The following is a 16,952-nucleotide window of genomic DNA, read 5'->3' as shown; positions in this document are numbered from 1 at the left end:
CCCTCGGTCTTGCGGCAAACCGGGCGGGCGCAGCAATGCGCCCGCCTTTCTTTTTGCGCGAGGCGCCGTCTACACTGCCCTCTACATTGATCGGAACCTGGATCGGGTTCCAGGAACAACAGAAGGGTAGTGCCGATGAAAATGCTGATTGCGATCATTAAGCCGTTCCGGCTCGACGCAGTGCGCGAAGCGCTGTCGGATATCGGCGTGCAGGGCATGACGGTGACCGAGGTTCGTGGGTTCGGGCGGCAGAAGGGGCACACCGAGCTGTATCGCGGTGCTGAGTATGTCGTTGACCTGCTGCCCAAGATCAAGATCGAACTCGCGCTGGAGCCGGACATGGTCGAGCCGGCGACGGAGGCGATTACCCAGGCTGCGCGCACCGGAGAAATCGGCGATGGCAAGATCTTCGTCTACGATCTCGGGCAGGCCACGCGCATTCGTACCGGAGAACGAGGTCCCGACGCGGTCTGAACACTTGTCGGCCGCTGCCGTGGATTCGGCACGCACGACCTCTACCCAGTGAGACTCCGCGGATTATTCTGAAATGCGGCGCCCCGACGGCATGATTCTGCTGCGCCCCTGCTGGCTACTGCTGTGCTGGGCCGCGTTGATTCTGTCGGGCTGCGGCAGTGAGCCCTTGCGTCCGCAACAGGGTGACTCAGGAACACGCGAGCGTGCGCTCGATGCCGCATTGGGTCAGCTGGGCCGACCCTATCGCTATGGCGGTGCCGATTCTGCGGGATTCGACTGCAGCGGGCTGGTGCATTTCAGTTACCGGGCGGCGGGTCTGAGTTTGCCACGTTCGGCGCGCGATCAGATGCACAGTGGCCTGGAAATTGACTCAGAGGATGTGCGTCCCGGCGATTTGCTGTTTTTTCGCTTTCCCGGAAATCAGGCAAACGGTGTCCATGTGGTGATGTGGCTCGGCGGCGGTCGTGCGATTCACGCGCCTTCGGGCACGGGCGAAGTCGAGGTGATTCACATTGACGTGCCCTGGTGGATGCGTCGGTTCGAGGCTGCGGTGGCCGTGGCCCCCTGAGCCCTGCGTTCAGGCAGCCGCCCAGGGCGAACGCCGTTTGTGCGCGCCGTCAGCCGCACAATACACTGAGCGCTGGTCGCGGGAGGGCGCCAATGCTGCGCGAAATCGTATTCCTGTTGAGCCTCTGTCTGGCTGCACCAACTGCAGTCAGCGGTGCGACGATTTATCGCTGGGTTGACGCCCAGGGACGCGCGCACTTTGGCGACCAGCCGGCGCCGGGCGCTGCCCAAATTCCCGACCGGGCGATGCCTGCTTCCGACACGCAGGCCCCGTCAGCGTCGGCGGATTGCGAGGCGGCAAGGCAGCGCCTGCAGCAGTATCGGGACGCCGAAAGCATCATCGAGGAAGACGCCCTGGGCCAGCGCCGAACGCTCGACGCGGTTCAGCATGCGCAGCTGCTCGAACGGACGCAGGCCCGGGTTCGAGACACTTGCGGCGCCGACAGTCAATGAAACCGGTCGTTCGCATCTGCGTGTGCTTACTGCCGATGCTGACGTCCACGTCTCTGTCTCTTGCGGCCGGCGTCTACAAGTGGACGGACGCGAACGGTGTCGTGCACTACGCGGATCGTGCGCCGGGCCCGGCCCTGCGCCTTGATCGTCACTACATCGAATCGCGCCAGATCGCGCCCCGATCGCTGTCGGTCGTGCCACGCGAGTTCGCGGAGAAAGTCCGGGCGGAGTGTGGTCTACGTCAGGAGCGGGTCGCGGCCTACCGAAGCGCGACACAGGTTTCCGGGCGCGACCCGAGCGGACGGCCGGACCCGATGGCGCCCGAGGAGCGCCAGGCTTTGATCCAGGAGGCAGCCGAGGCGGCGCGGCGTTACTGCGCCGAAGACGCCGCAGAAGTGCTTTGGGCCGCGCCGGAGCCACCGGACTTCATGGTCGCGCCATAGTCCGGTGTTCGGCCGGTACTAACGGCCATGCCGCGAGCGCCTCTCCCGCGAGAGGGCGAGGGTCGTTCGGCATCACGCCGCGCGTGATTCACGCTAACGATGATTGCGACGTGCGCTGCCCCCGAGGAAGAAAGAGACAGTAGGGCGGGAGATGGAGGAAGAAGGTCGCGCAAATTTTTGGCGGCAATGACCCCGCACTCTAACGTGACCCACCGGACCGACTCGCCCCCCAGATTACTTCCTTCGAGAGCGCACGTTGAACCGGCCGACAGCGATTGATCGCCATCAGGCTTTTTCGGTTCGGCATCCGCCTGGGCGTGGTCGGTCAGTGACGTCCACGGGCAGTCGGCGGCTCAAGGCCACCCGCGAGACGCTGTTCGATGCCGTGCAAGGCGAGCTGACGGCCAGCCATGTCTTCGTGCTCAGAGAACTGATGGCCCACAAGCTTTTGCGAACCGTCTTCTACATGCTCAGCCGCAACCAGCCGTACTGAAACACCGTCGTCGATTACCAAGCCCGCAGCGTCAAACGCAACGCGCCCCGTTGGATCAAGGCCCTGACTCAGTACGGCTTCATCGCCACCCAAGCCTGACCCCGCGCCGCGCTGGCCCCAGATCACCGCCGTCGGTCAGCTGACCTCTGGACACAATTGACACTGTGGGTTCCTTGGCTTACCGAGCCGGCCATCATAGAGACCCACCTCGGCGGCCGCGCCCTGGTGGAGGCACTGCTGATGCTCCTGAAGCTCCTGATGGCCGTGTTCCTGGAGAAGCACACCGCCAAGACGAGCACGAACTCGAGCAGACCCTGATTGGCCTCGCGATCTCCGGGGCACGCTCCTCAAGTACGTCTTGAAGTTCCTGCACCCCAAGCGTGGGCTCGAAGCGATGGCGGACATCGGTGTCATCCCGTGCTACGGCGGCGCCATGATCCACGACTGCTGGGCCTCCTACTTCTCGTACGACCACTGCGGGCACAGGCTGTGCGGCGCGCACCTCTTGCGGGAGCTCACCTTCATCGCCGACGCCGACGCCGACGGCTACGCCTGGGCGAGAAACCTCAAGCGCCTGCTGCAACAGACCTGCGCGGTGGTCTCCAGGCGCAAACGGAAAAAGCTCAACGGCCGTGAATACGCGAAACTCCCGAAACTCTACCGCAACATCCTGACCCGGGGCGACAAGGAACTCCCGCCGATTCCCCCACGGCAGAACGGCAAGCGCGGCCGAATCGCCAAATCAGATGCCCACAAGCTGTGGGAACGACTGAGCGACCATGAGAGCGCCGTCCTGCTGTTTGCCAAAGAGTCTCATGTCGCGTTTACCAACAATCGTGCCGAGCGTGAGCTGCGCATGAGCAAGGTCAAGCGGAAAGTCTCCGGTTGCTTCCGCAACCGGGCGTACGCCCAAGCCTATTGCCGCATCTCCAGCTACCTGCAGACCATGGCCAACCGTGGATACAACCCCCTCATCGCTATCCAACTCGCGCTTTCCGGTCAGCTCTACGCTGAAACGGGTGAGTAGTTACCCGACGCGAAGGATGCGTTGCTGAAGGCTATTGCGGATTGATTGCTTGCCATCCAAAAAATGCATAAGAAACGGACAAGCTCAGACGGCAGCATCTGCTAAGTGATTGATTGGAGAGCCTGGGAGGATTCGAGCTCGCGATGGCTCGCTTCGCTTTCCATCGCCGGGCGATGCGTTGTTCTGGGGTCGCAGGTTCGAATACGAGCCTTGGAGGCCGTCTCGCCTTGAACGGTACTGCGAGCTTGGATTGATTGGCGCGCCTGGCAGGATTCGAACTCGCGATGGCTCGCTTCGCTTTCCATCGCCGGGCGATGCGTTGTTCTGGGGCCGCAGGTTCGAATACGAGCCTTGAAGGCCGTCTCGCCTTGAACGGTACTGCGAGCTTGGATTGATTGGCGCGCCTGGCAGGATTCGAACCTGCGACCCCTGCCTTCGGAGGGCAGTACTCTATCCAGCTGAGCTACAGGCGCGTCGGGCTTCATTGTAACGGCAGCATGCGGCTTCACCTACGGCGGGTTCCTCGCCTTGCTAACGCCGCGCCATGAATCCGACGTCATGGCGGGCGCGAAGCATAACTCAGGTCCCAGAAGCACGGGTACTACGGCGGCACTATCGAGCGTTGAAGGATTGCCGGTCCGGCATTAGCGTGAATCACGCGCGGCGTGATGCCGACCTAACCTCGCCCGCTTGCGGGAGAGGGGGCTGAGGGAACGACCATGCCGCAGCAGATTCATTCTGCGGGGTGCCGCTCGCGGCATGGCCTTTAAGGCGGCGTATCCCGGCCTGTGGCAAGGTGGATGCCGCTGAACCGAAAGCGGTCCAGGCGATTCCCTCAGGACGACCCGAAGCGCTCATGCCTGACCTCAAGATGTTCGAATCCGCACTGACGCGGCTGCAAGTCAGCCGTTACGGTGAGCTGGTGCAGCTGGTGATGCCGGGCGAGGGCGCGCTGATCGTGCCGACGGCAGAGTTCACATTCGCGCAGAAATGGGCGCAACGCCGCAACAGCACCGGATCACCGATACGCGACCGGGCCCTGGTGCTGGAAAAACTCGACACCGTGATCGCACGATCCGGTTCGCTGGTTTCGACGCGGGGCAGTCGCAAGCCGCTCGAAACCCTGGTTCGTGCAATGCGCGGTGCGGGCTTTGCGCCGGAGGAGTGGAATCTGCCGGCCGATCTCAAGACCGTACCGAAACCGGACTCCGGCATACCCGCCAAGCCGAAAGCCGGGAATGTAGCGGAAACCGACGATCCGGAAGACGACGAGCAACCGGACAGTCCGGACGTGGACGATCCGGACTGAGTCCTGCGCATCATCTGACGGTGCGCAAACCGAGACGCCACCAAGCGAAACGCCTCTTGCTGAGCGGCTACAAACCGTCGAGCAGTTCGATCAAACGACGCAGCGCGCCACGGTTGGCGGCAATGGCGGCGCGCCCGTCGGCACCCATGCGACGCCGACGCTCGGCGTTCCCGAACAGCGCGATCAGTTCGGGGCCGAGCTTGGCCGCGTACGGCACTTCCACGGCGGCGCCGAGCGACAGCAGCAGCGCCCGCGACGGCAGAAAGTTGTGCATCTGCGGGCCGAACAAGACGGGCTTGCCGATCGCGGCCGGCTCCAGAATGTTGTGGCCGCCGACAGCCGCGAAACTGCCGCCGACGAAGACGAGGTCGCTGGCGGCAAGATAGGTGAACATTTCGCCCATGCTGTCGCCGAGCAAAACCTCGGTGTGCGCATCGGCGTTGTTCCACTGTCGGCGCGCGCCACGCAGACGCGAACGGTCGATCAGGCCCCACACCGTGTCGAATCGTTGCGGGTGTCGCGGCACCAGAATCAGCACGGCATCGGGGAAGTGCTTGCGTAACTCGCGATGGGCGTCGAGTGCGGCCACTTCCTCGCCCTCGTGCGTGCTCGCGGCGATCCATACCGGCCGAGCCGCGCCGAAGCGCTCGCGCAGTTCGGCACCGGCTTCGACCTGATCGGCCGGCACCGTGAGATCGAACTTGATGTTGCCCATGACCTCCACACGCGGTGCCCCCAGGCTCTTGAAGCGCATCGCATCATGTTCGGACTGTGCCGCGATCAGGGCGCAGTTCTGCAGCGTCTCGGCGGCGAAGCCGCGCACCCGCGAGTAGCCGCGGAACGATCGCGGTGACAGGCGCGCGTTCGCCACCAGCAAGGGTACGTCGCGGTTTCGCGCCGCACGGAACAGGTTGGGCCACAATTCGGTTTCCATGATCACGATGCGACGTGGTGCGATTCGCCGCATGGCGCGCCGCACCGAGCCCGGCAGATCGTAGGGAAAGTAGCTGTGCCGCACCGCGTCGCCCAGGGACTCGCGCACGCGCGCGCTGCCGGTGGGCGTGGTGGTCGTGACCCAGACGCGGCCGGGTCCGTACTGATCCACCAGTTCGCGAATCATCGGCATCGCCGCCAGCGACTCACCCACGGACACGGCATGTACCCAGACTTCCGTAGGCTCGGCGGCGGGCACCACCAGGCCGAATCGCTCGCCCCATCGCCGCCAATAGTCGCGCAGCTGCAAACCACGCACGGCCAGACGCAGCAGCGCCAGTGGCGTCAGCAGATACAGCAGCACGGTATACAGGATGCGCATCGCGGCGCAGCATGGCGGCCGCACGGCGCTGGTGCAAGCAGCGATAAACTACGCGCCCGATAACGTCACCACCGCGACCCTCCCCTATGCGCGACGGCAAAATCCTGGTCACCGGCGCCGCCGGATTCATCGGCTATCACTACTGCCGGTCGCTGCTGGCGGACGGCTACGACGTCGTCGGCATCGACAACTTCAATGACTACTACGATCCGGCGCTGAAACACGCGCGGCTGGCCCAGCTGGACGGTAGTCCCGGCTTCGCGTTCCACACGGTGGACCTCGCCGATCGCGAGGCAATGGAAGCCCTGTTCGCGGCCAACCGTTTCAGCATCGTCGTTCATCTGGCGGCGCAGGCCGGCGTGCGCTATTCGATCAGCAACCCCCACGCCTATGTGCAGAGCAATCTCAACGGATTCCTGCACATCCTCGAAGGCTGCCGCGCGCAACAGGTGCGGCATCTGGTCTACGCGTCTTCATCCTCCGTCTATGGCGCCAACGAACGTCTGCCGTTCTCGGTGAACGACAACGTGGACCATCCGATCTCGCTGTACGCGGCCACCAAGAAATCCAACGAGCTGATGGCGCATACCTATGCGCATCTCTACGGCATTCCCACGACGGGTCTGCGCTTCTTCACGGTGTACGGCCCCTGGGGCCGGCCGGACATGGCCTACTTCAAGTTCACCAAGGCGGTGATCGAAGGGCAGCCGATCGAGGTCTACAACCACGGCGACATGCGCCGCGACTTCACCTACATCGATGACATCGTCGACGGCATGCGCGGCATCATGGAGCGCATCGCACAAGCGAACGACGCGTGGAATCCGGCTGAACCGGACGCCAGTTCCAGCCGTGCGCCCTACCGGCTCTACAACATCGGCAACCACCGTCCCGAAGCGCTGCTCGATTTCATCGCGGTGATCGAGCGTGCGACCGGCCGCAGCGCCAACATGAAACTGCTGCCGATGCAGCCCGGCGATGTGCGCCAGACCTATGCCGACATCGACGAACTGCGGCGCGACACCGGCTTTGACCCCAAGACTTCTATCGACGAGGGCATTCCACGTTTCGTGGCGTGGTATCGCGATTATTACGGCGTCTGAGGGGTGTTCCGACCCGACTTCAAGCTCGCGCTGCTGTATCCGCGCTTCTGGCCGACCTGGCTGGGACTGGGCGTGGCGCGCGTGCTGTGCCTGCTGCCGATCGACTGGCAGTTGGGGCTGGGCAGCTTCATCGGCCGCAGCCTGGGCCGCGTGATGAAATCGCGCCGCCATATCGTGCGCACCAATCTGCACCTGTGCTTCCCGACTCGCCCGGCCGAGGAGATCGAACAACTCTGCGACGAACACTTCGCCGCCATCGGCACCGGCGGATTCGAAGCCTGCATGGCCTGGTGGGTGTCCGACCGGCGGCTGGCGCCGCGTGGCGAGGTGCGCGGCATCGAACATCTGCGCGCGGCGCAGGCACGCGGGCAGGGCGCGCTGCTGCTCACGGGCCACTTCACCACGCTGGAAATCGCGGCACGATACCTGTGCATCGCCGGCGTGCCGTTTCATGCCATGTATCGTCCGTACAACAACGCGGTGCTGGATTTCTACATGCATCGCTGGCGCGAGCAGCGCTCCGGACTGCCGGCACTGCCGCGCGACGAACTGCGCACCCTGGTCAAGGCGCTGCGCCGCGGCCAGTCGATCTGGTACGCACCGGACCAGACCCTGGACCGGCGCATCTCTGTCTTCGCGCCGTTCTTCGGCATACAGGCGTCCACGATCACCGCCACCGCGCGGCTGGCGCAGATGGGTCGCGCCGCCGTCGTGCCGTTTTTCTGCGCGCGCGAAAACGGGCGCTACATCGTCACGATCCACCCGGCGCTCGAAGACTTTCCGAGCGGTGATGAGCTGGCGGACGCGACCACCATCAATCGGGTGATCGAAGACGGCATTCGCGAGGCACTGCCCCAGTACTTCTGGATTCATCGGCGCTTCAAGCACCGGCCCGAAGGCGAAGCCAGCCTTTACTGAAAGGCTTTTGAGGTTCGCGCAAAGACGCAAAGGCGCCAAGAGAAATCAACAGCAAACCGTTTTGATTTGAACGCTGTTCTTCGCGTCTTTGCGCGAACCCGAGGCTTTATCGTCCGGCTGACGCAAGCACCGCCCGATACGCCGCCAGCGTGCCTTCGGCCATCGCCGCGATCGAGAACTCGGTATCCGCCAGACGCCGCCCGGCCTCCGCGTAGCGCTGGCGCAGCGCCGCGTCGTCGAGCAAGCGGGCCAGGGCCTCGCGCAGCGGATCGACCTCGCCCGGCGGCACCAGAATCCCGTTGACACCGTCGTGCACGGCCTCGGGCATGCCGCCGGCACGGCAGGCGATGACCGGCACGCCGGCCGCGGCCGCCTGCAGCAGAGTGACGCCCAGGCCTTCCATCAGCGCCGGATGTGCCAGCAGGTCGAAGTGGCCCATCCAGCGCGACAGGTCCTTGTGGAATCCGACGAAACGGACCACCTCGCTCAGACCCAGCTCACGCGCCGCTGCCTCCAAGGCTTCGCGGCGCGACCCCTGTCCGAAACACAGCACACGCAGATTTGGATGCCGCGCGACCAGTGGCGGGAGCGCCTGCAACAGAACGTGATGGCCCTTGCGCATGATCAGTTGCGCGACCACGCCGATGGTGATCGCCGTCTCGTCCAGATCGAAGCTGCGCAGGAATTCCTCGCGGGGTGCCGGCTCGCGCCACGGCGCCGGATCGACGCTGGAACGCACCACCTCGATCGCCTGGCTCACGCCGCTGGCACGCAGCGCGTCGCGCACACCGTTGGAGATTGCCAGCACGGCATCGAACAAGGGGTATTTGAATCGCACCGACAGCCAGGGTTCGGGGTTGTCCACACGCCGCGACAGAATCGCCGGCACCTTGGCGCGACGCGCGGCAAGCCCGCCGAGCACATCGGCGCCGCGCCGGCTGTGAATGTGCACGAGATCGGGCTGCAGCTGTCGTAACAGGCGGCGAAAGCGACCGATGAACGCCAGGTCCAGATCGCCAGTCATCGGTAGTTCGTGCACCGGCAAGCCGAGGCTCGCCACCGCCGCGCCGATCTGCGCGTCCGGCACACAAACCAGATGACTGTCGACCAGTTCGCGCGGCAGCGCCGACAGCAGATAGGCCACCTGCTGCGCACCACCGTACAGATGACGCCCGGTTTCCAGATGCACGACCTTCATGCGACTCGCCCCGCGATCAGTTCACGCGCCGCTTCGAACGCCCGCATCGGCGTGAGATCGTGCATGCAGGTGTAGGCGCCGCCACAGCTTGGCCGGCGCTTGCACGGCGAGCAGTGGCGTTCGTCGTAGAGCACGCGCATCGGCCCGGAACCGCCCTCGCGATACGGCACGGTCGAACCGAACAGCGGCACCGTGGGAATACCCAGTGCCACGCCCATGTGCGTCAGGCCGGTATCCACGCCGATCAGCACGCGGGCGCGTTCGATGGTCTGCGCGGCCTCGATCAGCGAGGTCTCGCCAGCCAGGCCAAGCGTGCCGGGCGGGCACTGTGCCAACAGCCGCTGTGCATGCTCACGGTCACCGGGGCCGCCGAGAATCACGCTGTCCAGGCCCAGATTGTTCTTGAGCAGGGCGGCGAGCTGTGGCCAGTAGTCGTCGAACCAATGCTTCTGCGGCCGCGTCGTGAACGGACACAACACCGCCACACCCTGCGGCAACTCGCGCTGGGGTGACGGCAGCCTCAGACTTGGTGGTGGCGCGAAGCGGCCGGTGAGACGCTCCGCCAGATCGCGATACTCGGAGCTGATCAGACGTACTTGGCCCGCTTTGGGAATCCGCGTGTGCAGCAAAAAGCCGCCAGGCTCCCGGGAATCGAAACCGAAGCGCCGGGGCGCCCCGGACAGCCGGCACAGCACGCGGCTCTTGAGCAGCCCCTGAGCCTCGATCGCAATGTCGTAGTCCGCGCCACGAAGCTCGCGGCGCAATGCGCGCAGACGCATCCACCAAATCCAGGGATTGCGCGACTTTGGCGGGTCCCAGGCATGCACCTGATCGATGTCCGGATCTGCGTGCAACCAGCCCACCAGTTCGCGTCGCGCCAGCCAGCCGATCCGCGCTTTCGGGTAGGCCGCGCGCAGAGCGCGCAGCAGCGATGTGGTGAATACCAGGTCGCCGATGCTGCTGAGCCGCACGATCAGGATGCGCGGCGCAAAACCGTCTGAGGCGGTGGGCAAAAGGGGCGCCGCGGGGGCTGCTGAACTCATGCGTGGACGCTTGAAGGGGGCGGGACGGCGGACGGTCATGGACAGACGACACTCGGAGCGCCACGAGGGGCTACGTCGGTGCCTGCGATGCTTTATATTACCGTCGATTTCAAATCTCCTTACCAATCCGAGGGATTCCTGCGTGAAACGGATTTTCCGGGTCGCCGCTGCGGTGACGATCTTCGCAATTGCGGGCAGCGCGCTCGGCGCCGCCGCGCTTGATCAGGCCCAGTCCCTGATCAACAGCGGACAGTACCAACAGGCACTGACCGTCCTCGACTCGCACCTCAAGCAGGTGCCCCAGGACGCCGAAGCGCGGTTCACGCGTGCGCTGGTGCTGGTCAAGCTCGGCCGCGAAGACGATGCGCTCAAGGCGTTCTCCGATCTGACGCGCGACTATCCGCAGCTGCCTGAGCCGTACAACAATCTTGCCGTGCTGTACGCCCAACGCGGCGACTACGAGAAGTCGCGCGATGCGTTGGAAGCAGCACTGGCCACGCACCCCAGCTACGCCACCGCGCACGAGAATCTCGGCGACATCTACGCCGCACTGGCCTCGGCGGCCTACAACCGCGCGCTGATGCTGGACCAGGACAATGGCGTGGTCCGTCAGAAGCTGCGGCTGCTCGAACAGATGAACACCTTGCCCGGCGAAGCCGCGCCAGCGGTGTCGGTCGCACCCACTGCCCCGACAACGGCACCGGCGCCGACGATCCAGACGCCACCGGCGACCATCGCGAGCGCGCCGCCGGCCCCGGCAACGACCCTGACGCCGGAAACCGCCGAAGCGATCTCGCAAGCGATCTATGACTGGTCTTCCGCCTGGTCGGACCAGAACGTGGCGGCCTACCTCGCCAGCTACGATCCTGACTTCGATCCGGGTGACGGTCAGACCCGGGCGCAATGGGAATCCCAGCGCCGGGCGCGCGTCGGGGCTCCGGGCAAGGTCGAAGTCCGCGTCATCAATCCCCAGATCGATCTGCTGAGTGCCGATCGCGCACAGGTCCGCTTCATCCAGACCTACGAGTCGGATACCTACTCGGATCAGGTCACCAAGCTGCTTGAGCTTCGGCAGAGCGGCGGCCAATGGCGCATCACGCGCGAAATGGTGCTTTGAGGCGGGCTTGCCGCGATCTCTTGCATCGCGCAGGAAAAGAACGCGGTCCGGCGCTCCGGATGCGCACTGACAAGCGTGTCGGCCGGCAGCTGATTGCGGGCCTGATCGCCTCGGCCATCTGCGCCGGCACCGCCACGGCTTCCGCCCTGCTCGACCATCCCGAGCAGCGTCTGCGTGAGGCCGTGGACGCGATGCACGCCGGCCGTATCGACCAGGCTCTGCGCGATCTCGACCAGCTGGTCCACGACGAACCCAATTTCCGTCTCGCGCAGCTGCTCTACAGCCAGATGCTGGCGACCAGAGCCGGTGCGGTGAACAGCTCCTTCAGCAGCGGTGACGCCCCGGTCGACGCACTGATCGAAGAAGCGCGCTTGAGGCTCAACACCAGCGAGCCACCGCCGGGCAGTGTGCCGGCCTCGATCCTGAGTCTGTCACCACGTCACCAGCATGCTTTGCTGGCGGACCTGCCGCGCGCGCGGCTGTATCTGCTCGAGAACCGCGACGGCAGTCCGCAGGTGCTGGCTGACTTCTATGTTGCGATGGGCAAGGATGGCTACGGAAAACAGGTGATGGGCGACAACCGCACGCCGGTTGGGGTTTACCGCATCATCAACTGGCTGGCCGGCTCCGGTCTGCCGGAGCTGTACGGCGCCGGCGCCTTTCCGACGAACTATCCGAATGTCTGGGACCGTTCGCTCGGCAAGACCGGTTACGGCATCTGGCTGCACGGCGTGCCGGACGACACCTATACGCGCGCGCCACGCTCCAGTGAGGGCTGCGTCACCGTCGCCAATGCGGACCTGCTGGCCTTGCGCAGCTACATTCAGCCAGGCGAGACACCGATCATCCTCAGCGACGGCACGAGCTGGCTGCCGGCTGCCGAGGCCGCTGCACGGCGCGCCACCTTCCTCGCGCGAATCGAAAGTTGGCGCGCCGCCTGGTCCGCCAAGGACACCGAGGCCTATCTCGGCTTCTATTCCAAGACCTTCACCGTGGATAACATGGACCTGAAGGCGTTCTCGCAATACAAGCGGCGGGTCAACGGCGCCAAGCGCTACATCGACGTGACGCTCCAGAATCTGGATGTGTACCTGTATCCGGGCGAAGACAATCTGGTACTCGCCGAGTTCGATCAGGACTACAAGAGCGACAGCTTCGCCACCCTGTCGCACAAGCAGCAGTACTGGCGACTGGAAAGCGACGGACAGTGGCGCATCGTCCGTGAGGAAAGCGACTAGCGCGAACGCCGGCTCAGCGTAGGCATCCATTCCCATTCATCGAGTCCCAGCAGCACCGGCGGCGCCTCGCGCGCTTCGACGTTGCCGTCCAGCCATTCGTTGAGGTCCGCCCACATGCGTTGCACTTGCTGCCCGCTGGGCATGATGCCGGCGTGCGGCAGTTCGGGGGTCAGCACCGGGATGCCCAGCGTCACGCCCGCGAAATTGCCGAGCGAACCGGGATAGACACCGAGATGCTTGAGGCGAAGATAACCCAATCGATCCGGCGGCGGCGGCGGGCCATCGAAGTCGAGCACGCCGAGCGGCGCATGAACGGAGACGATCACGTCCGGCACGAATGCCCGGATTTCGGCCGCCAGCCAGGCGCTTTCGGGCTCCGACAAGGCGGCCTTGCCGGGATAGCGCCGGGGGTCGCGGAAGGTCTTCTCGCGCCAGTACGGCAACGCGCGTTCCTCCCAGTGCTCGCTCGGGAAATTACGGTTCAGGTCGACACCGTTGGCGTTCATTCGGGTGGCCGGGCGGTCGAGCAGGCCATCCGGATTCAGCGAAGGAATCACGCGCCAGTCGTAGCGTTGGAAGCGATCGTGCTTGAGCAGTTCGATCCAGCGGAACATGATGCTGACGGCCGAGTATTCGTCGCCGTGAATGCCGCCGAACAGCAGGATGCGCGGGGCGCGGGCGCCTTCGGGCTGCGCCGCCGTCGGCGGGAAATCGCGAACCAGAATCGGACGGCCCTCGACGCTACCGCTGTCGGCCATGCGAAAGTCGGCACCAAGGCAGTCGCTCAAGGCAACGCTGCCGAGGCGCTGTGACAGGGTCTCGCAAGCCTGCTCAACGGTCGCCAGCGGCAGTGGCAACCGTGCCGCCGGTGCCGCCGCGGCGAGCCGAGGCACCAGGCAGGCGCCCGCCACGGCGGCGAGCAGAAGTCCCTTCACGGACTATTTGCGCTCGGCGCGCACCTTGTCGACCAGGAAGCGAACCACGTCGATCGCCTCGTCCGAGCCGTGCGCCATCGATGGTGCCGTCATGTACTTGCCGCCGACGATCACGGTCGGAGTGCCGGTCACGCCCCAGTCGCGGGACCGCTGCTCGGCGCGGCGCACCTGGCTGTCGACCGCGAAGCCCTCGAAGGTGCTGCTGAACTTGGCTTCGTCGATGCCGAGCTGGGTGGCAAGGGTGCCGATGGCGGACTCGGTGGACATCGGCAGACGCTGGTCGTGCATCGCCGCAAACATCTTCGGCGTGAACTGCTTTTCGATGCCCAGTTGCTCGGCGGTGTAGTAGGCGCGGCTATGCAAAAGACCGACCGGTCGTCCCAGCGAATTCGGCATGCGTTCGAACACCACGTCGCCCGGCTTGGTCTCGGCCCACTTGCGCATGTACGGCTCGAAGGCATAGCAGTGGGCACAGCCATACCAGAACACCTCGGTCACGGTGATCTTGGACGCGTCCTTGGGTTCGGTGACACTGCTGACCTTGCGGTATTGCTCGCCTTCCAGGTAGCGCATCGGTCCGTCCTGCGCGGAGCAGGCAATCGGGCTGAGTGCGACAAACAACAGACAAATCTGGGCGAACAAACGCATGGTCGAAAACCTCATTGCAATCCGGCGATGTAGGAAGCGAGCGCGTCAATCTCGGCGTCGGTCAGCTTTTCGGCCACGCTCTGCATGATCAGACCCTGCGTACCCGCTCCACGTTCCCCTGAGCGATAGGCGCGCAAGCTGGCGGCGGTGTACTCGCCCTGCTGCCCACCGATGTGCGGGAAGCCGGCACCCGGGTTGCCGGCGCCCGTGGGGCTGTGACATGCGGCACAGGCCGGCAGGCCGCGCTCGCCGTCGCCGCCGCGATAAATCGGCTGTGCCAATTCGATCGAATCTTCACTCGCAACACCGGGCGACAGCTCCTGCGCCGCGAAATATGCGCCTAGGTTGGCCATGTCCTGCTCGCTCAGCGACATCGCCTGCGGTGTCATCAGCGGATTGCTGCGCTCACCCGACTTGAAGGCGGCCAACTGCTTGACGATGTACTTGGCGCTTTGCCCGGCCAGCTTCGGCCACTGCGGATTGGTGCTCTTGCCGGCGACACCGTGACAGGCGACGCAGACGCCGGCCTTGGCTTCTCCTGCTTCCGCGTCGCCGTCCACAAACGGATCGGCCGCGTGGGCGAGACCAATGCTGCCCAGCAGGGCCAAGAAGACAAAGCGCTTCATTCAAAAGACTCCATTATCAGCGGAACCCGCAGACCGACAGTGGCGGTGCAGGCGGAGGTCGGGTTAGTTTGGCGGCGAATCTTACAACGTCGCGTAAGCTCGGGAAACTTGTTGATGGAGCCGCACAACCCTTTTGTCGCCGCACGCTTCCTGCTTTCGGTCGCCGCGCTGCCCCAGTTGCCGGCCCCGGATCGCCCGGAAATCGCGTTTGCGGGACGCTCCAATGCCGGCAAGTCGAGCGCGCTCAACACCATCACCAACAAGAAGGCGCTGGCGCGTGTGTCCAAGACACCAGGACGCACCCAGCTGCTCAACTTCTTCGAACAGGACAACGCACGACTGGTCGATCTGCCCGGCTACGGCTACGCCAAGGTGCCCGAACCGACACGCAGACAGTGGGGCAAGCTGGTTGGTGGCTACATCGAAACCCGGGAATCGCTGGTCGGTGTGGTCATCATCATGGACATCCGTCATCCGCTCACGGACTACGATCTGCAGATGCTGGAATGGACACAGGCCTACCGGCGCCGCGTTCACGTGCTGCTGACCAAGGCCGACAAGCTGGCGTTCGGCGCCGCCAAGAACCAACTGCTGGCGGTACAGAAGGCGCTGTCCGAACTCGAAAACGTGGAGGCCAGCGCACAGCTGTTTTCGTCGCACAAGCGCACCGGCTGCGAGGAGGCGCGCAAGACCCTGTCGGGCTGGATCGAGGACGCGTCCGAAGGATCCGCAAGCCCTGAAGAAAACGCTACCCGGCCCGAATGACCGGCGTGGCGAGCAGCACCTGACCCTGTGGCGCGCCGGTTGGCGAGCCGCTGGCCTGTCCCAGGTTGACGGCAAGCTTGCCGCCTTCGGTGATGTTGAGGCCGGCCGGCAGCAACCCGTCCGAAACCAGCAATAGACCGAAGTTGGACGGCCAGCGCGGCCGCAGGCCTTCCGCGGCGAGCATCGTGAGAAGCAGCACCATGAACACGCCCAGACGCCAGCCAAGATGGGTCTCGATCACCGCTGTATAATCGCGCTCCGCTTGATCCACGTCGATATCCGGTGAGCCTCGGTCGATATCCCGCCACGCGTCTGCGCCGTACCCGGCAGGCCGACTTCATCCGCCGCATGGTGCGCGAGAGCGCCCTGACGCCGGCCAATCTGATCCAGCCGCTGTTCGTCGCCGAAGGCGAACTGCGCGGACCGGTCGGTGCGATGCCCGGCGTCACGCGTCTGGATATCGACGAACTGGTCCGCGAATGCGAAGCCCTGCACGCCCTGGGCATTCCGGCCGTGGCGCTGTTCCCGGTGACGCCCGCATCGCTCAAATCGCCGAACGGTGACGAGGCCCTGAATCCGGACAGCCTGATGGTGCGATCGATCCGGGCGATCAAGGCGGTCGTGCCGGACATCGGCATCGTCGCCGACGTGGCGCTCGATCCCTATACCAGCCACGGCCAGGATGGCGTACTCGACGAGCACGGTGATGTCGAGAACGACCGCACCTGCGAGATCCTGCGACGCCAGGCCCTGATCTACGCCCGCGCCGGCGTCGACATCGTCGCGCCGTCGGACATGATGGACGGCCGTATCGGCCAGTTGCGCCAGGTGCTGGAACGCGACGGCATGAAGCACACCATGATCCTGTCCTATGCCGCGAAGTACGCGTCCGCGTTCTACGGACCGTTCCGTGACGCGGTCGGCTCCAGCGCCAATCTCGGCAAAAGCGGCAAGCAAACCTATCAGATGGATCCGGCCAACACCGACGAGGCGCTGCGCGAAGTCGCATTCGATCTCGACGAGGGCGCCGACATGGTCATGGTCAAGCCCGGCATGCCCTACCTCGACATCATTCACCGCGTGAAGCAGACCTTCGGCGTGCCGGTGGCGGCCTATCAGGTCAGCGGCGAATACAGCATGCTGCGCGGCGCCATCGACAAGGGCTGGCTGGACGAACGCAAATCCATCCTCGAAGCGCTGATGTGCTTCCGCCGCGCCGGCGCCGACATGGTGCTGAGCTATTTCGCCAAGGACGCCGCGCGCTGGCTCAACCGCTGAAA

The 16,952-nt window shown here is 64.9% G+C and carries 21 protein-coding genes and 1 tRNA gene; 14 read left to right on the top strand and 8 right to left on the bottom strand.

The window, feature by feature from the left end; genetic code table 11:
• Positions 1-135 precede the first annotated feature (135 nt).
• The 7 genes from RM530_RS07025 to RM530_RS06995 all read left to right on the top strand — a co-directional run bounded on the left by RM530_RS07025 (position 136) and on the right by RM530_RS06995 (position 3,457).
• Positions 136-474, top strand: coding sequence for a P-II family nitrogen regulator (locus tag RM530_RS07025; RefSeq protein ID WP_311364510.1), 339 nt, complete (start codon positions 136-138; stop codon positions 472-474).
• Positions 475-547: 73 nt separating this feature from the next.
• The gene (locus RM530_RS07020; protein ID WP_311364509.1) at positions 548-1,042 is read left to right on the top strand and encodes a C40 family peptidase; all 495 of its coding nucleotides are present in this window, start codon (positions 548-550) and stop codon (positions 1,040-1,042) included.
• Positions 1,043-1,134: 92 nt separating this feature from the next.
• Positions 1,135-1,494 (top strand): DUF4124 domain-containing protein, encoded by a 360-nt coding sequence (locus tag RM530_RS07015; RefSeq protein WP_311364508.1) that lies wholly within the window; start codon positions 1,135-1,137, stop codon positions 1,492-1,494.
• Positions 1,491-1,937, top strand: coding sequence for a DUF4124 domain-containing protein (locus RM530_RS07010; RefSeq protein ID WP_311364507.1), 447 nt, complete (start codon positions 1,491-1,493; stop codon positions 1,935-1,937). The genes RM530_RS07015 and RM530_RS07010 overlap by 4 nt, the downstream gene beginning before the upstream one ends.
• Positions 1,938-2,265: 328 nt before the next feature.
• Positions 2,266-2,430 (top strand): hypothetical protein, encoded by a 165-nt coding sequence (locus RM530_RS07005; RefSeq protein ID WP_311364506.1) that lies wholly within the window; start codon positions 2,266-2,268, stop codon positions 2,428-2,430.
• Positions 2,431-2,586: 156 nt separating this feature from the next.
• Complete coding sequence (locus RM530_RS07000) at positions 2,587-2,748, top strand: hypothetical protein (protein ID WP_311364505.1); 162 nt, start codon at positions 2,587-2,589, stop codon at positions 2,746-2,748.
• Between the two features lie 40 nt (positions 2,749-2,788).
• Entirely contained in the window at positions 2,789-3,457 is a 669-nt protein-coding gene (locus RM530_RS06995) for an IS66 family transposase (RefSeq protein ID WP_311364504.1), read from the top strand.
• Positions 3,458-3,853: 396 nt separating this feature from the next.
• Here the strand turns inward: RM530_RS06995 and RM530_RS06990 are convergent.
• Positions 3,854-3,930: transfer RNA gene (locus tag RM530_RS06990), tRNA-Arg, on the bottom strand.
• Between the two features lie 383 nt (positions 3,931-4,313).
• On the opposite strand from RM530_RS06990, the gene RM530_RS06985 reads away from it, so the two are divergent.
• Positions 4,314-4,766 carry a hypothetical protein gene (locus RM530_RS06985; RefSeq protein ID WP_311364503.1) on the top strand — a complete coding sequence of 151 codons (453 nt, stop codon included), beginning with the start codon at positions 4,314-4,316 and terminating at the stop codon, positions 4,764-4,766.
• Positions 4,767-4,833: 67 nt separating this feature from the next.
• On the opposite strand, the gene waaA is transcribed toward RM530_RS06985, so the two are convergent.
• Complete coding sequence (waaA, locus tag RM530_RS06980) at positions 4,834-6,081, bottom strand: lipid IV(A) 3-deoxy-D-manno-octulosonic acid transferase (RefSeq protein WP_311364502.1); 1,248 nt, start codon at positions 6,079-6,081, stop codon at positions 4,834-4,836.
• 86 nt (positions 6,082-6,167) lie between these two features.
• Here waaA and RM530_RS06975 point away from each other — a divergent pair, with 86 nt between their 5' ends.
• Both RM530_RS06975 and lpxL read left to right on the top strand, forming a co-directional pair.
• Complete coding sequence (locus RM530_RS06975; protein ID WP_311364501.1) at positions 6,168-7,184, top strand: NAD-dependent epimerase; 1,017 nt, start codon at positions 6,168-6,170, stop codon at positions 7,182-7,184.
• Positions 7,185-7,187: 3 nt separating this feature from the next.
• Entirely contained in the window at positions 7,188-8,102 is a 915-nt protein-coding gene (gene lpxL, locus RM530_RS06970; protein ID WP_311364500.1) for an LpxL/LpxP family Kdo(2)-lipid IV(A) lauroyl/palmitoleoyl acyltransferase, read from the top strand.
• A gap of 106 nt (positions 8,103-8,208) precedes the next feature.
• Here the strand turns inward: lpxL and RM530_RS06965 are convergent, their stop codons facing one another.
• Both RM530_RS06965 and RM530_RS06960 read right to left on the bottom strand, forming a co-directional pair.
• A complete protein-coding gene (locus tag RM530_RS06965; protein ID WP_311364499.1) occupies positions 8,209-9,300 on the bottom strand; it encodes a glycosyltransferase in 1,092 nt (363 codons plus the stop codon).
• A complete protein-coding gene (locus RM530_RS06960) occupies positions 9,297-10,313 on the bottom strand; it encodes a glycosyltransferase family 9 protein (protein ID WP_311364498.1) in 1,017 nt (338 codons plus the stop codon). Before RM530_RS06960 ends, RM530_RS06965 begins: the two co-directional genes overlap by 4 nt.
• Positions 10,314-10,485: 172 nt before the next feature.
• Between RM530_RS06960 and RM530_RS06955 the strand changes: the two genes are divergently transcribed.
• Positions 10,486-11,460: a tetratricopeptide repeat protein gene (locus tag RM530_RS06955; protein WP_311364497.1), complete on the top strand. Its 975-nt coding sequence runs from the start codon at positions 10,486-10,488 to the stop codon at positions 11,458-11,460.
• 59 nt (positions 11,461-11,519) lie between these two features.
• Positions 11,520-12,698 (top strand): L,D-transpeptidase family protein, encoded by a 1,179-nt coding sequence (locus RM530_RS06950; protein ID WP_311364496.1) that lies wholly within the window; start codon positions 11,520-11,522, stop codon positions 12,696-12,698.
• Here RM530_RS06950 and RM530_RS06945 read toward each other — a convergent pair.
• The 3 genes from RM530_RS06945 to RM530_RS06935 are packed head-to-tail and all read right to left on the bottom strand — an operon-like array spanning position 12,695 to position 14,907.
• Positions 12,695-13,633, bottom strand: coding sequence for a M14 family zinc carboxypeptidase (locus tag RM530_RS06945; RefSeq protein ID WP_311364495.1), 939 nt, complete (start codon positions 13,631-13,633; stop codon positions 12,695-12,697). The genes RM530_RS06950 and RM530_RS06945 overlap by 4 nt on opposite strands.
• Before the next feature lie 3 nt (positions 13,634-13,636).
• The gene (locus RM530_RS06940) at positions 13,637-14,281 is read right to left on the bottom strand and encodes a thiol:disulfide interchange protein DsbA/DsbL (RefSeq protein ID WP_311364494.1); all 645 of its coding nucleotides are present in this window, start codon (positions 14,279-14,281) and stop codon (positions 13,637-13,639) included.
• Between the two features lie 11 nt (positions 14,282-14,292).
• Positions 14,293-14,907 carry a c-type cytochrome gene (locus RM530_RS06935; protein ID WP_311364493.1) on the bottom strand — a complete coding sequence of 205 codons (615 nt, stop codon included), beginning with the start codon at positions 14,905-14,907 and terminating at the stop codon, positions 14,293-14,295.
• A 114-nt stretch (positions 14,908-15,021) separates the two neighbouring features.
• Here RM530_RS06935 and yihA point away from each other — a divergent pair, with 114 nt between their 5' ends.
• Complete coding sequence (yihA, locus tag RM530_RS06930; RefSeq protein WP_311364492.1) at positions 15,022-15,672, top strand: ribosome biogenesis GTP-binding protein YihA/YsxC; 651 nt, start codon at positions 15,022-15,024, stop codon at positions 15,670-15,672.
• Here the strand turns inward: yihA and RM530_RS06925 are convergent.
• The gene (locus tag RM530_RS06925; RefSeq protein ID WP_311364491.1) at positions 15,656-15,943 is read right to left on the bottom strand and encodes a hypothetical protein; all 288 of its coding nucleotides are present in this window, start codon (positions 15,941-15,943) and stop codon (positions 15,656-15,658) included. The two genes, yihA and RM530_RS06925, sit on opposite strands and share 17 nt — an antisense overlap.
• A gap of 11 nt (positions 15,944-15,954) precedes the next feature.
• Between RM530_RS06925 and hemB the strand changes: the two genes are divergently transcribed.
• Complete coding sequence (gene hemB / locus RM530_RS06920; RefSeq protein ID WP_311364490.1) at positions 15,955-16,950, top strand: porphobilinogen synthase; 996 nt, start codon at positions 15,955-15,957, stop codon at positions 16,948-16,950.
• Positions 16,951-16,952: the final 2 nt, after the last annotated feature.

This window comes from Banduia mediterranea (assembly GCF_031846245.1).
Classification (GTDB): Bacteria; Pseudomonadota; Gammaproteobacteria; order Nevskiales; family Nevskiaceae; genus Banduia; species Banduia mediterranea.
The sequence above is the reverse complement of the archived record's forward strand: the minus strand, read 5'-3'. Positions and strand labels throughout refer to the sequence as shown.